The sequence below is a fragment of the Chryseobacterium aahli genome, from assembly GCF_022699665.1.
GTDB classification, from domain to species: Bacteria; Bacteroidota; Bacteroidia; order Flavobacteriales; family Weeksellaceae; genus Chryseobacterium; species Chryseobacterium aahli.
In genome coordinates, this window is the sequence record NZ_JALDNB010000016.1 from 50,357 (window position 1) to 64,497 (window position 14,141).

Annotated in this window: 15 protein-coding genes; 6 read left to right on the forward strand and 9 right to left on the reverse strand. The window is 34.2% G+C overall.

Annotated features, from left to right (window positions below; translation table 11 throughout):
- Positions 1-124: 124 nt before the first annotated feature.
- A complete protein-coding gene (locus MQX03_RS19685) occupies positions 125-763 on the forward strand; it encodes a DUF1579 domain-containing protein (protein WP_242805260.1) in 639 nt (212 codons plus the stop codon).
- Positions 764-867: 104 nt separating this feature from the next.
- On the opposite strand, the gene MQX03_RS19690 is transcribed toward MQX03_RS19685, so the two are convergent.
- The 8 genes from MQX03_RS19690 to MQX03_RS19725 all read right to left on the reverse strand — a co-directional run bounded on the left by MQX03_RS19690 (position 868) and on the right by MQX03_RS19725 (position 7,691).
- On the reverse strand, positions 868-1,206 hold the full coding sequence (locus tag MQX03_RS19690) for a hypothetical protein (protein WP_242805262.1): 339 nt from the start codon (positions 1,204-1,206) through the stop codon (positions 868-870).
- A gap of 3 nt (positions 1,207-1,209) precedes the next feature.
- The gene (locus MQX03_RS19695) at positions 1,210-1,683 is read right to left on the reverse strand and encodes a hypothetical protein (RefSeq protein WP_242805264.1); all 474 of its coding nucleotides are present in this window, start codon (positions 1,681-1,683) and stop codon (positions 1,210-1,212) included.
- Entirely contained in the window at positions 1,683-3,479 is a 1,797-nt protein-coding gene (gene lepA, locus MQX03_RS19700) for a translation elongation factor 4 (protein ID WP_129535505.1), read from the reverse strand. Before lepA ends, MQX03_RS19695 begins: the two co-directional genes overlap by 1 nt.
- 114 nt (positions 3,480-3,593) lie before the next feature.
- Positions 3,594-4,625, reverse strand: coding sequence for a hypothetical protein (locus tag MQX03_RS19705; protein WP_242805266.1), 1,032 nt, complete (start codon positions 4,623-4,625; stop codon positions 3,594-3,596).
- Between the two features lie 91 nt (positions 4,626-4,716).
- Complete coding sequence (locus MQX03_RS19710) at positions 4,717-5,751, reverse strand: hypothetical protein (RefSeq protein ID WP_242805268.1); 1,035 nt, start codon at positions 5,749-5,751, stop codon at positions 4,717-4,719.
- A 126-nt stretch (positions 5,752-5,877) separates the two neighbouring features.
- Positions 5,878-6,390: a hypothetical protein gene (locus MQX03_RS19715; protein ID WP_242805270.1), complete on the reverse strand. Its 513-nt coding sequence runs from the start codon at positions 6,388-6,390 to the stop codon at positions 5,878-5,880.
- 5 nt (positions 6,391-6,395) lie between these two features.
- Entirely contained in the window at positions 6,396-7,121 is a 726-nt protein-coding gene (locus tag MQX03_RS19720; RefSeq protein WP_242805272.1) for a hypothetical protein, read from the reverse strand.
- Positions 7,122-7,139: 18 nt separating this feature from the next.
- Positions 7,140-7,691 carry an RNA polymerase sigma factor gene (locus tag MQX03_RS19725; protein ID WP_242805273.1) on the reverse strand — a complete coding sequence of 184 codons (552 nt, stop codon included), beginning with the start codon at positions 7,689-7,691 and terminating at the stop codon, positions 7,140-7,142.
- 351 nt (positions 7,692-8,042) lie between these two features.
- Here MQX03_RS19725 and MQX03_RS19730 point away from each other — a divergent pair, with 351 nt between their 5' ends.
- From MQX03_RS19730 to porW, 5 genes are all read left to right on the forward strand, one after another.
- Entirely contained in the window at positions 8,043-8,795 is a 753-nt protein-coding gene (locus MQX03_RS19730) for a Rossmann-like and DUF2520 domain-containing protein (protein WP_242805275.1), read from the forward strand.
- A gap of 42 nt (positions 8,796-8,837) precedes the next feature.
- Positions 8,838-9,593, forward strand: coding sequence for an SIMPL domain-containing protein (locus tag MQX03_RS19735; protein WP_242805277.1), 756 nt, complete (start codon positions 8,838-8,840; stop codon positions 9,591-9,593).
- A 14-nt stretch (positions 9,594-9,607) separates the two neighbouring features.
- Positions 9,608-10,126 carry a KdsC family phosphatase gene (locus MQX03_RS19740; RefSeq protein WP_242805279.1) on the forward strand — a complete coding sequence of 173 codons (519 nt, stop codon included), beginning with the start codon at positions 9,608-9,610 and terminating at the stop codon, positions 10,124-10,126.
- Positions 10,127-10,132: 6 nt separating this feature from the next.
- A complete protein-coding gene (locus MQX03_RS19745) occupies positions 10,133-10,687 on the forward strand; it encodes a Maf family protein (protein WP_242805281.1) in 555 nt (184 codons plus the stop codon).
- A gap of 87 nt (positions 10,688-10,774) precedes the next feature.
- The gene (gene porW, locus MQX03_RS19750; protein WP_242805283.1) at positions 10,775-13,387 is read left to right on the forward strand and encodes a type IX secretion system periplasmic lipoprotein PorW/SprE; all 2,613 of its coding nucleotides are present in this window, start codon (positions 10,775-10,777) and stop codon (positions 13,385-13,387) included.
- 15 nt (positions 13,388-13,402) lie between these two features.
- Here porW and tsaB read toward each other — a convergent pair whose 3' ends face one another.
- Positions 13,403-14,083 carry a tRNA (adenosine(37)-N6)-threonylcarbamoyltransferase complex dimerization subunit type 1 TsaB gene (gene tsaB / locus MQX03_RS19755; RefSeq protein WP_242805285.1) on the reverse strand — a complete coding sequence of 227 codons (681 nt, stop codon included), beginning with the start codon at positions 14,081-14,083 and terminating at the stop codon, positions 13,403-13,405.
- Positions 14,084-14,141 lie beyond the last annotated feature (58 nt).

A 14,141-nucleotide genomic window follows, 5' to 3' on the forward strand; every position in this document is an offset into this window, starting at 1 on the left:
AAACTAAATAATTATGAAATCGCAGTGACTCAAATGAGCATCCAAAATACTTGTAAAGATCCTGCGATACCATTACTTGTCCCGACTATTCGGGATGACAAAAGAAAACATTAAATATAAACATATGAAAAATTTATTCTTCGCAGCTTGTACTGCGTTATTGTTTGTCGCTTGCGATAAAGTAAAAATGGATGTAAAAACAGGTTCAGACGCAACCGAATCTACGGAAAAAGAAGAATGGAAACCAGTAGATTCTGCAACCGCTAACAAAGCTTGGATGGATTATGCAACCCCGGGAGATATGCAGAAAATGCTCGCAAAATCTGATGGCATTTGGTCGGGTGAAAACACCATGTGGATGGAAGACGGCGGAGAACCTATGAAAAGCACGTCAACAACGACCAATAAAATGATCTTTGAAGGACGTTATCAAACCAGCGAACACAAAGGAGATTTTATGGGAATGCCTTTTGAAGGAATGAGCATCACAGGGTATGACAATTCTAAAAAGAAATTCGTTAGCACGTGGATCGACAATATGGGAACCGGAACGATGAATATGGAAGGTGATTGGAACGCTTCAAAAAAATCAATTGAATTTAAAGGAAAAATGACCGATCCATCAAGACCTAGAAAAGATTGTGACATGAGAGAAGTCTACACTTTTGTGGATGACACCCATCAAACCCTCGAAATGTATGGCCCTGATTCTAAAACAGGCAAGGAGTTTAAGACCATGGAAATTAAATATACAAAGAAATAAATACGGAAACTCTTTTAGTAACAAGGTTTTGTTCAAATAAAAAAATCCCCAGAAAAAATTCTGCGGATTTTTCATTTTTATATTTAATATTTTGAATATTATCCTTATGAAAAATACTCATCAATTGCCTTTTTTCTTTCATTATCTTGCAGATCAGAAAAATACTTGATGATTTCTTCATTGATGAAATCATTCATGCTTAATGGTGTTATTATTTTTTCTTTAAAATTAAAATCAAGTATCTGCATACCATAGCATGCAACTAAAAATCCATAAAAATAATCGTCTAAGATTTGAAATTTCTTTGGCAAATTTTGTCTGTCAAATGCAATTTTATTTTCAAGAGACTTTGAAAAAATATACAATGTATACCTACCACTAAAAGATATCTTTTCTATAAATTCTTTTGCAATTTTAGTATTAAATTTTATCGTTTCTTCCATTTATCAATTCTCTGTTATTCTTTTTGTTTCTTTAATTGTATATAATATTCGTATCAAAAATGAAACTCCAAATAAATACATTAACACTGAAGTTAATAATACGACTATAGACCAAGTTTCTTTTTTTTCATCCTTTAAAATATAAAAAATCATTAACAACAAAACTGCAATACCAAAAATTGAAAATAAACACCAGAATTGATATATTGGATTTAATTTTCTCAATTCTTTATTTGCATGCTTCTCAATTTTTGCATATTCTTTTGTCGTTTTGGTAATTACATTTTTAATATCCCCAGGATTATTTTGAAGCTCTTCTGTTGCTTTTTTATCTATTTCTTCTTGAGAAAGTTGTAATAACTCTCGTCTTCTTTTCTCACCAGCAGCAAATGTTGACAACAAGTTAATCATTATGGGAACAACAAATGTTATAGTTGCAATAATTATGCGAGAATATATATCTATACACTCCTTCATTAATCATTCAATTTTAAAACAGCCATAAACGCCGACTGCGGCACTTCTACTCTACCAATCTGCTTCATTTTCTTCTTCCCTTCTTTCTGCTTTTCAAGAAGCTTTCTCTTTCTTGAGATATCACCTCCGTAACATTTTGCGGTAACATCTTTTCGTAAAGCTTTAATCGTTTCTCTTGCAATAACTTTTGCTCCCAAAGCGGCCTGAACAGCAATATCAAACTGTTGTCTTGGGATCAGTTCACGAAGTTTCTCACACATTTTTTTACCGATATAATAGGCATTTGAATCGTGAATTAGTGAAGATAAGGCATCTACCATATCTCCGTTGATCAGGATATCCATTTTCACCAATTTCGAAGCACGCATCCCGATGGGCGAATAATCGAATGACGCATATCCTTTAGAAATAGATTTCAGACGGTCGTAAAAGTCAAAAACAACCTCAGCTAAAGGCATATTGAAGGTCAATTCCACTCTGTCGGCCGTCAGATAACTTTGGTTAACGATTTCACCTCTTTTCTCGATACAAAGTGTCATTACGGATCCAACAAAGTCAGATTTTGTAATGATAGAAGCTTTGATATAAGGCTCTTCCACTCGGTCCAAAAGATTGGGATCAATCATTTCAGACGGGTTGTTAATCAAAATCGAAACGTCCGGTTCTCTTTTAGAATATCCTAAATACGACACGTTGGGAACGGTCGTGATAACATCCATATTAAATTCTCTATCTAGTCTTTCCTGCACGATTTCCATGTGAAGCATTCCTAAGAATCCACAACGGAAACCAAAACCAAGAGCCGCAGAACTTTCTGGTTCGAAAACCAAAGAAGCATCGTTCAATCTCAATTTTTCTAATGAAAATCTCAATTCTTCAAAATCCTCAGACTCGATAGGATAAATACCAGCAAAGACCATTGGTTTTACTTCCTCAAAGCCGTCAATCGCTGCAGCTGCAGGATTTACGAAAGAAGTAATCGTATCTCCCACTTTCACTTCACGGGCATCTTTAATCCCGGAGATAATATATCCTACATCACCACATTCAATTGTCTTTTTCGGAACCTGTTTTAGTTTTAAAGTTCCTACCTCATCTGCACCGTATTCTTTACCTGTAGCAAAAAACATGATTTTCTCGTTTTTAGAAATACTTCCGTTCACCACTTTGAAATATGCTTCAATTCCTCTGAACGGATTATAAACCGAGTCAAAAATCAAAGCCTGAAGTGGCGCGTCAGGGTCTCCAACTGGTGGCGGAACTCTTTTTACAATCTGCTCCAGCAAATCATGAACACCTTCTCCCGTTTTCCCGGAAACTCTAAGAACATCTTCGTATTTACATCCGATCAGTCCCATAATTTCGTCGGTAACTTCTTCAGGATTCGCTGATGGAAGGTCAATTTTATTTAGAATCGGAATAATTTCCAAGTCGTTTTCTAAAGCCAGATACAAATTACTAATTGTTTGTGCCTGAATGCTTTGTGCAGCATCAACAATCAAAAGTGCACCTTCACAAGCTGCAATCGAACGGGAAACTTCGTAAGAAAAATCTACGTGTCCCGGTGTATCAATAAGGTTTAAAATATATTTTTCGCCATTAAGCTCATAATCCATCTGGATGGCGTGAGATTTTATCGTGATCCCACGTTCTTTTTCCAAATCCATATCATCAAGCGTCTGAGATTGTAATTCTCTCTGAGTCACCGTGTTGGTATACTCCAAAAGACGGTCTGCCAAAGTAGATTTACCGTGGTCAATATGGGCGATTATGCAAAAATTTCGTATGTTTTTCATTTAAGAACTATGTAATTTGCAAAGATAAAAAAAAGAGGGACAAATCGTCTCTCTTAATTTTGCAGGATGCGTTTATTTTATTAAAACTGAACACCTTTTAGAAATCTAAATTATCTATTCATCAGAAAAATCATATTCTCCAGTAAGAGAATCTATGTAAATTTCCATAATTTCATCTCTTTTCATTTTATTTTGTCTGATGCTTCTGTCGATTACACTTACAAGCCCGATGGCAATCCCATTGTATACTCCACCGACTCCAACAGAGAATGAAGAAGATTTTGCAGGAAGAATGAGACCTCGGTTACTCATCAGATAAAATCCTTTTTCATTTTTAAATACTTCCATAAAACCTGAAAAAGTATGTTTGTAGATTTTCCCATTTTCTATGTAAGCAAACATTTCATGTGTTGAGATTTTATCTTTTTTTCCATTCTCTTCTTTTATGGCTCTTGTTACATCTCCTTTGTCATTTCTTTCAAAAATATATTTTCCTTGTAATGGAATTTGATGCAAAAAAGATTGATGGTCTAAATAAATCCCATCTTTTAATTGACTGCTTGTATAGGCTTCAGAATTACTTTTTACGTAAGATTCATAATCTGCTAAAGCATCTGATGTAACAAAGTTCTCATCAGCCTTCTTCGTATATGTTTTCTTCATAAACATCGCAAAAACTACCGGAATGTTTTTTACAACAACATCTGAAATATTTTTACTTTTAAAACTGTACACCGTATCTTTTTTGTACAAAAATGAATAGCGCTCACCTTCCTTCAGAAAGGTTTGAGCGGAAAATTCTACGTCAGCCTCTGTTTCTTTACCAGAAGTTTCGCCTATTGTGGTCTTTAATTTCTTTAAAACTAAAACCAATTCGTGTTTTCCGCCTTTATGATTGCTATCTGTGTACCATTTGCTTAAAAAATCATTTGCAGTAACCGGAAAAACGACTTCCTTTATTTCCTTACCATCACCAAAAGGCATCTCTCCTATTTTTTTATCATCTCTCTGATCAATCACTTCAAGAGATTTGTAGATATTTCCTTTAGGATTTGACAGATTTCCACGCTCTTTAATAATCTCTTCATTTTGCGCAAAACAAACGATCGAAAAAAGAATAAAAATGATTTGATTGATTTTTCTCATTATGTAAAGATTTATTTCAAAAGTAATCATTTATTTAAATCAAACGACCCTCACAATAAATTGCAAAGGTCGGAATATGATCTATAAAAATCTATTTTTCGAAAATATAAGTTCCTGTCAAAGAATCAATATAAATATTTGCTTCTATTGTAGATTTAAAACCCATGCCATTTACCGCCCCATTGTTCTTGTTGGATCCCGAATCTATTGCAGCACCAATAACAGCACCAACAATCCCTCCCGCAACAGCACCAACAAGAACACCTCCCGTTTTAGATTCTGCAAAAAGATTTGCTCTTGAAGAGTAAATATAAAACCCTTTTTCATCTTTTTTCATTTCATCAAAACCAACTGGTGTAAGTTTGTAAGCCTTACCTCCTTCCACATAGCAGAACATTTCAGATAAAGAGGTTTGCAGATCTTTATGCATCAATCTTACTACTTTACCTTTTCTATTTTTTCCAATAGAATAATCACCATTGGGTTCTTGGTTATAAAAGCTTTTAAAATCTGTATAAACACCCTCTTTTAATTCAGAATTGTTAAGGGCTTCATAGTTTTTACTTAAATATAAGTTATAATTATGAATCTCATTTTCAGGAATAGAATAAGAGGTAATTGTATTAGAATAAGAGGCTTTTATAAACTCTGTGATAATTTCTGAAATCTGCTCAGCCAAATATTTAGGTGCATGTGCCACTCTTTTTGGATTACAGACAATCACATTCTCAAAACGGTAAATAAAGTAGTAATTATTATTTCTTTTTAGAAAACTTGAGACTTTTATTTTAGTTTTAGCATAAGGGTATTCTTTATCTTGATCCTGCTCGTTATAGACCTTTAATTCTTCCAGTATTATAACAATATCTTTGTTTCCTGTCTTTTTATTGTCTTCCAAAAACGAGTTTTCTATGTGACTTTTCACATCTTCATTTTCAAATCTTACTTCTACTAATTCTCCTTTATCATCTATTATACCTATATTTTTATCCTGTCTGTTATCAATAAAAGTAAGTGATTTTGTAAGTCCTTTTTTATCTTTAATGTTTTGTTTAAAATTAATCGTTTCCATTTTCTGAGCAATGAGCGAAATAGAAAATAGAAGAAACAAAAGAAGTTTTTTCATCATTAAATTTTTACAAAAATAAAGATTAGAGATTGATAAGTAAATTAAATTTTCCTGAAATTTTTCAAAATTAAACGACCCTCACAATAAATTGCAAGGGTCGTCCAACATTAAAAAAATAAACTATTATGGGTTTTGCTTGGGTTTTGAACCCCTATTCTTCCCATCGTGAGGTTTTCTTTCATTCATCTTATCTCTCATCATACCTTCCGATTGAAACAACTTCAAAACTTTTTGGCACGGAATGACGGTTTGCATCTTTTCCGCATATTTTTTTCTGTTATCTAATAATTTTTGTCCTACATCAAAGCTCTGTTGCAGTTTTACTTTTGCTTCATCTTCTGATAAAGTTTCCGGATTAAAATTAGAATCAAACTGACTTTTTATTTTCTTCTGATTATCCAAATATTCGTTATACATTGCTGTAAATTCGTTTTTGTCTTTCGGGTCTACATCAAGATTATCAAGCACCATATTATTTCTAAACTGCGTAAGAAGCGCTTTTCTCTCGTCAGGCGAAAGATTATTGATAACTTCTTTTCTTTGCTTAGGATCCATCTTTCTCCAATCGTAATCCGTCTTCTGGGCATTTAAGCCAAAGCCATAAATAACAAGAAGTGCAAATAATATTTTTTTCATCTCTTTTAATTATATAAGTCCAAATAAACATCCTGTGTTGAATTGTTGGCTAATTCTGTAATTTCAGAATTAGAAAACGAATCCAAATATTCTGCCATTTGAGCTTCTGTTTTCTTAGAAACCGGTTTCACCGTTTGTGGCTTTGTTTCCGTTTTCTGAGGAATATCAGCAATCGTTTTTATCTGTGGATTCGTCTGCTGATTGTCAATTGTTTGATTGTTATTTTCAACAGAAGTTAAATCAGATTTTAAAGTCTCATAAGCAATCTCGCTTTCTTTTTTTGGAGCGGAGTTTGTTGCATAATTTTCTGTAAAATCCTGATCTTTATTTGAATCAGAAAAAGAATTATACAAAAAAGTTGACCCAAAAATCAGTGCCAATGAAGCTGCAGCTGCGTATGCCCAATTTAATTTAAAAATCGGTGCTTTTTTATCTGCCTTTATCTCACTCAATACCTTTTCCTGAATGTTTTCAAAGATATTTTCAGGTACTTGATAAATGTTCTTGCGCTCTAAGTTTTCCATATCAAAAGCATTTACTGCACCCAATACTCTCTTTTGAATATCTTCAAACATATTTTCAGGAACTGTGTAAATGTTTTTTCGTTCTAAATTATCCAGATCAAAATCATTCACATTATCCAATACGCTATCCTGAATATTTTCAAACATATTGTCAGGAACTTTGTAAATGTTCTTGCGTTCTAATTTATCTAGATCAAAATCTTTCATGTCGTTGTTTCTAAAAAATTATCTTTCGTAATTTTCTTTAATATATTCCTCTATTTTCTGTTTGGCGTAATGATAATTTGTCTTTAAAGTCCCTATCGACATATCTACAATTTTAGATATCTCTTCATAGGGCAAATCATCATAATACCGCATCATAAATACCAATTTCTGCTTCTCAGGCAGGCTTTGTATGGCTTTCTGCAAGAAGACCTGTATTTCTTCAGCATCACTGTGCACATTATCTGCCACCAAATTTTGCATGTAATATTCGGGATCTTCATCCGTTTTCTGCATTTTCTTCAGCTTGTTGATTTGCTGTAACGCTTCATTGGTTGCAATTCTGTACAGCCATGTGTACAGCTGACTATCATTTTTGAACTGGTGAAAATTCTGATATGCTTTGATGAAAGTCTCCTGCAAAGTGTCCTGAGCAAGGTCTCCGTCAACAATGATTCTTCTGATATGCCAATACAATCTACTCTGATAAGCATCCATCAGCACACGAACTCCCTTCTCTTGAGTTCGGGGGTTTTGCATAAGTGCAATAATCTCCGCGTCTTTAATCTTCATAAGATGCTTTCATTGTTTTGGATTACAAAAGTATTTAAAAGTTAAATTACTTATTCAATTTTTGATCCAATATATTAGTTAGTTATAAATCTTTTTAAACGCTAAGGTCGCTATGATTTATTTTTATGAGCATTTTTTTCGCTCGCAAAGGCATTTCATTCAGCTACGATCACAAGTTTTTCCTCTGCTGAGTGTTAACGCCATTGCGAACGAAAAATATTTAATTGATTGCTAAAAAAACTTTGCAAACCTTGCTTAAAAAACATTTAAACTAAAACAAATTATAAAAACTTCCATCCTCTCTCTTCGGGCTTCCTTTCGCTAATCAACCTAAAATCCTATCTTTGTTTTATGCAAATTGTAATCATCGGTTCCGGTAATGTAGCTTATCATTTGGCTAAAGCTTTTACTCAAAAAAATATTCCTTTGGCTCAGCTATTTGGGAGAAATGAGGAAGATTTAAACAAAATATCTCAGGAATTAAACATTCCATATTCTACAAATAATTTGGAAGATGCAGATTTGTATATCATCTGTGTAAGTGACAGTTCTGTGGAAAATGTATCTCAATTAATTACTAAAAAAGATTGTCTAGTTGCCCATACTTCAGGTTCATTGCCTAAAGAAATTTTGATAGGAGAGTACAGAAAGTCAAGCTTTTATCCTTTACAGACGTTTTCAAAAACTAAAGAATTGGATTATTCTAAAATTCCTTTTTTTATTGAAACTGAAAATTCTGAAGATCAAAAAATTTTAGCTGAATTAGCTTCTCAAATTTCAGAAAATGTGATGGAAAGCAGTCATCAAAAGAGAAAATACATTCATCTGACTGCAGTTTTTGCCTGCAATTTTGTAAATCATCTTTTTTCGAGAGCGAAAGAAATTTCAGATGCTCAGGAAATTCCGTTTGATTATTTTTTACCGCTGATTGATGAAACAGTGAAAAAGATCCACGAAATAGAACCCAAATCAGCACAAACCGGACCTGCCGTGAGAAGCGACAAACGAGTTTTGGAATTGCATGAGCAGTTATTAACAAATGAAAGTCTGGAAATTTATAAAACAATGAATCATTCTATTAAAAAAATGTATGATTTAGAATAAAAACATTGCAATTTGCTATCTTTGGGGAAATCACAGAATAAAATGAAAACAAATTTCGTCCCTTCACTGATCATCGGAATCGCAGTAATTATCACAGCATTGATACTAGGTTCCAGCTTCAAAAACAGAAATGTAAAACAAGATACCATATCTGTAACGGGTCTGGGATCAAAAGATTTTACCTCTGATGAAATACGTTGGGGAGGAAGTTTTGATGCTTCCGCAATGGATGCAAAAGATGCTTACAATATAATTTTACAGGATAAAGAAAAAGTAAAAGCCTTTTTTCAGAGCAAAGGTTTTAAAGCCGGTGAATTTTCTTTTGGTGGTGTCAATTTTTCAAAATCCTATCGTACCGTTACCAGCAAAGATGCTGAAGGAGTTGAAAAGTCTGAAGATATTTTTGACGGTTATAAAGCCACACAAAGCATTTCATTTACTGCAAGGAAAAATCCGGATCTTATGAAAAAGATAGAAACTGTGATGGACAAAACTGCAGAATTGATCAACAGTGGAGTACAGTTTGAGCCGGGAACGCCACAGTATACGTATTCTGATCTTGCTTCACTAAAGCATAATTTAATAGAAGCCGGCGCCAAAGATGCCATGCAGCGAGCAGAAAAAATTGTCAATACCGCAGATGGAAGCCTCGGAAAACTGAAAGATGCTTCGATGGGTGTATTTCAAATTACTGCAAAAGGTTCAACGGATGAAGACAGCTATGGAGGAAATTTTGATACTTCAAGCAAAGCAAAATCTGCAAGAATTACGGTAAGACTTACTTACAATTTAGATTAAATGATATTCAATAAATGAGTTATAAAGAGAAATTAAAAGATATAAAAGCATTTGTTTTTGATGTAGACGGAGTTTTCACCGACGGAAGCGTTTATCTGATGCCGGGTGGAAACATGAGTAGAGTGATGAATGTTCTGGATGGTTATGCAGTCGTTAAAGCTTTAAAAAATGATTATCTGATCGGAGTAATTACCGGAGGAAATGATGAAATGGTGAGACATCGTATCAATTATCTTGGGATTGAGGATTATTACGCAAAATCACATGATAAAATGGTAGATTATGCAGATTTTAAGGCTAAATATAACCTTAAAAATGAAGAAATTCTCACGATGGGAGATGACCTTCCAGATCTTCACATGATGCAGAATTCGGCGATTTCTACCTGTCCAGAAAATGCCGTTCCGGAAATCAAAAATATTGCAGATTATATTTCAGAAAAGCAGGGCGGAAGCGGTGCTGTACGCGATGTGATAGAACAGGTGATGAAAGTACAGGGAAAATGGCATGATGATAACACACAATCTGTTTAAATTAATATGAAAATACTTTTAGCATCGCAATCTCCCAGAAGAAAAGAATTGCTTACCAGTTTAGGCTTTGATTTTGAAGTGGTAAAAATTGACTGTGAAGAGATTTTACCCGAAACTATCGAAATAGAAAATGCCGCCGCTTATTTATCTGAATTAAAAGCTAATGCATTCAGAAAACTAGAGCAAGATGAAGTTTTACTTACCGCAGATACCGTTGTTGCCATTGACAATCAGATTTTAGGTAAACCCAGAGATGAAACAGATGCCAAAAATATGCTGCAGAAACTATCAGGAAAAACGCATCAGGTTTATACCGGAATTACCATTAAAACTTTAAATAAAACTATTACTGAAACTGATGTTGCAGATGTAGAATTGGAAGAAATTTCAGAAGAAGAAATTGATTTCTATGTAAAAAACTACAAACCTTTCGATAAAGCAGGCAGCTATGGCATCCAGGAATGGCTCGGAATGGCAAAAATTACAAAAATGAATGGTAGCTATTACACCATCATGGGACTGCCTACCCATTTGGTTTACAAAATTTTAAAAGAAATATAAATAATTTCCCCATAAAATTTTATTATTTTTACAGAATCATCAAAATGCTTTGATAATAAAAAGCAGATTAGCGAGTTATATTGAATAATGAAAAAGAATATTATATTCCTTTTGACGGCGATTATCGTTGTTTCCTGTGGAACGAAAGTGAAGAAACCGGAAGCCAGATCAAAGTTTTTAAAAGGATTTACCACATATTACAATACACTTTTTAATGCAAAAGACGCATTGAACAGTGAATTTACAGACAGAGACAAAGCTCATAAAGACAATTTTTATGCGCCACACATTCCTATTCTCACGTATGAAGAGCAGCCGATAGGAACTGACCTCGGACAATCTTCAGTTTTTGCAGAAAACTCTATGAAGATGGCAGAAGTCAACAGACCGTCGTCACCAGGAGGAAGAACTGCACCGGGAATGCCTCCAAACGGACCAGGCGGAAGACCGGGAATGCCTCAAGATCCAAATAATCAACCAGATAATAAAGGTGCAACTGCGCTTGAAATTGCAGAAGCAAAAGCCTTGAAAGCAATCGGAAAATATTCTGTGATCAGAAAAGGAGAGGAGCAGAATAAAACTATTTTTGATGCATACATTATTCTTGCTCAATCACGTATTTATCAGGGAAAATCGAGACAGGCATTGGATGCACTGAACTACGTTTTTACCCACATGAAAGAAGACAAAAGACTTCCTTTAGCACACGTTTATGAAGGTTTAGCATACGCACAGCTAAAAGATTATCATAAATCTGATCAGGTTTTCGCTAAATTAAAAAGTGAAAAAATCAGTAAAGATCATGACAAGCTTTTAAGCATCTATTATTCAGAATCCCTATTGGATGCAGGAAAAAAAGAAGAAGCAGTAAAAGAATTAGACCGTGCTTTTGAACTTAACGGAAACCGTAAACTGAAAAGCAGAATTGCATTTTTAAGAGGTCAGGTTTTGTCTGAATTAGGAAGAAACGAGCCTGCGCGTGAAAGCTTTGCTGCAGCCTACAAATATGCTAATGATTTTGAATTTGAAGTTAAATCTCAAATCGAAATTGCTAAAACATTCAACGGAAAAGGAGACTATGCGGGCGCAAGAAAATACTTAGAAGATATAAGCAAAAAAGGAACTTATGCTTCAAGAAAAAACGAGTTCTATTACGCATTAGGCTTAATGGCTACAAAAGCGGGAAAACCTGATGAAGGACAAGAGTTTTTCAGAAAATCTCTTTTAGAAAAAGTTTCAGATCCGCAGGTAAGAGGTTTAACTTATTATGAAATCGGAAGAAGATATTTAGATAAGAACGATTACATCGGGGCAGGAGCATACTACGATTCTGCATTGGCTACAATGACTTATGAGCCTTCAAAAATTTTATTGAAAGATCAGTCTGAAAACATCAAAAAGATTTCAAAAAACTATTATTTAATAAGAAAAAACGACAGTATTCTGGCGATCGCTAAAATGTCTGAACCTCAGAAAACAGATTATTTTGCCAAACATATCGAAAAATTAAAGGCGAAAGAAGCGAAAGAAGAATTGGAAAGAATTCGTGCAGAAAGAAGCAAAGGTTTTGATACCGGAGACTATAATGCCAATTCAATATTTGCCAACAGCTCAAATTCTTTTGAAGATTTTGGAACCGCAACTAAAGGTTTTTACTACGGAAATACAGGAACTGTCAGCAAAGGAACTTCAACCTTTAAGCAAGTCTGGGGTGATAGAGCTTTGGTAGATAACTGGCGTTACTCTAAAAAAATGGCATCTATTGAAGATATGAAAAATGAAGCTTTGGGAGTAAGCACGGTACCAAACCCGAGACGTTTTGAACCAGCTTATTATATTGAGCAAATACCAAGTGATGCCGGAAAGTTATCTCAACTGAAAAAAGACAGAGATACCGCTTCATTAGGTCTTGGAATCATGTATCAGAACTATTTTACCAATACTCCTTTAGCTACAAAAACATTGTATGATCTGGTAGACGTAAAACCTGAAGAAAAGGTAATGCTTCAGGCTTTGTATGAAATTTTTGCAATGAATCATGAGAAAAACCCTCAGGCTTCAGCAAAAGCAAAACAAATTTTACTGACAGATTATCCTTACAGTTCGTATGCAGAATTTGCCAGAAATCCTAAAAATAATACGTTTGTAAAGTCGTCTCCAGAGATGGAAAATGATTACAAAACAGCATACGCTTTATTTGAATCTGAAAAGTTTACAGAAAGCCAAGCCATACTTGATCAAGCCATTCAAAAAAATCCTAAAGATGCACTTGTGCCTAAACTTTATCTTTTAAATGCATTCAACGCAGGAAAATCGAGTGGGAAAGAGGTAATGATTTTACAGTTGGAACAAATTGTTTTAAACTATGGAAAAACTCCTGAGGGTGAAAAAGCAAAAGAAATGCTTAACTATCTGAAAAGTGATATCGCATTTCAGTCAACTGATAATAAGGGAAATATTGTACAGCAAAACATTCAGAATGTTCAGCAAAATTCAGGTGCATTTGGTCAGCCATCTCAGAATAATATTACACAATCTCAGAATATCACAGCTCCCGGAAATCAAAACAATCCGTTGCCGAATAGTTCACAACCGGTAAATAATGCTATCCAAAGCGGCAGTGTTCCTAAGAAGCCAGATATGATGAATAATAATATTCAAAAACTTCAACCGGCATCGGTTCCGGCTCAGAAAAAATAAACAAAAAAGCGAAGATTATTCTTCGCTTTTTTTCTTTTTAACTCCGTGAAATTCTTTTAAATAAAAGGGCTCAAAATAGGCAATGTCTTCAAAGTCTTTATTTTTAATTTTCTCTAAAGTTTTCTTGACTAAATATTGTGCAGAAGGGTAGATATCTTCATTAAATTCAGCATTAGGAAGTTGCAAAATCTCTTTTGCTTTCTTTGCTCCGTCACCTACAAATAAGATTTTCTTATCATTAAATTCCTGAAAAGATGTTTCATCTAAAACTTTAGCTTCTGTTGGACTGAGTTCATTCCCTGAAATCCCATCATAAACAGCGGTATAAACCTCCATTCTTCTTGCATCGACTAAAGGGATGACTAAGTCATAGTTTTGACCTAAAAAAGGCTCTTTCATGCTTTCTAAAGAATTAACAGCTACCAAAGGAATATGTAAGCCATAACAAAAACCTTTTGCCGAAGCGGCACCAATTCTTAATCCGGTGTAAGAACCCGGGCCCTTTCCAAGGCAAACTACATCAATATCTTTTATCGAAAGCTCTGCACCTTCCAAAGCCCATTCTACAAATGAGTGAAGACTTTCTGATTGTTTATAGTTTTCTGAAACTTCTTCTGCCACGCAAAGCAGCTTTTCGTCATCTGAAATGGCGACTGAGCAGTTTTTTGAGGAAGTTTCGAGGTATAATATTTTCATTGAATTAAATTTAAACAAGAGATCATTACAAAACTCTCTTTTCTACCGCAAAAGTACC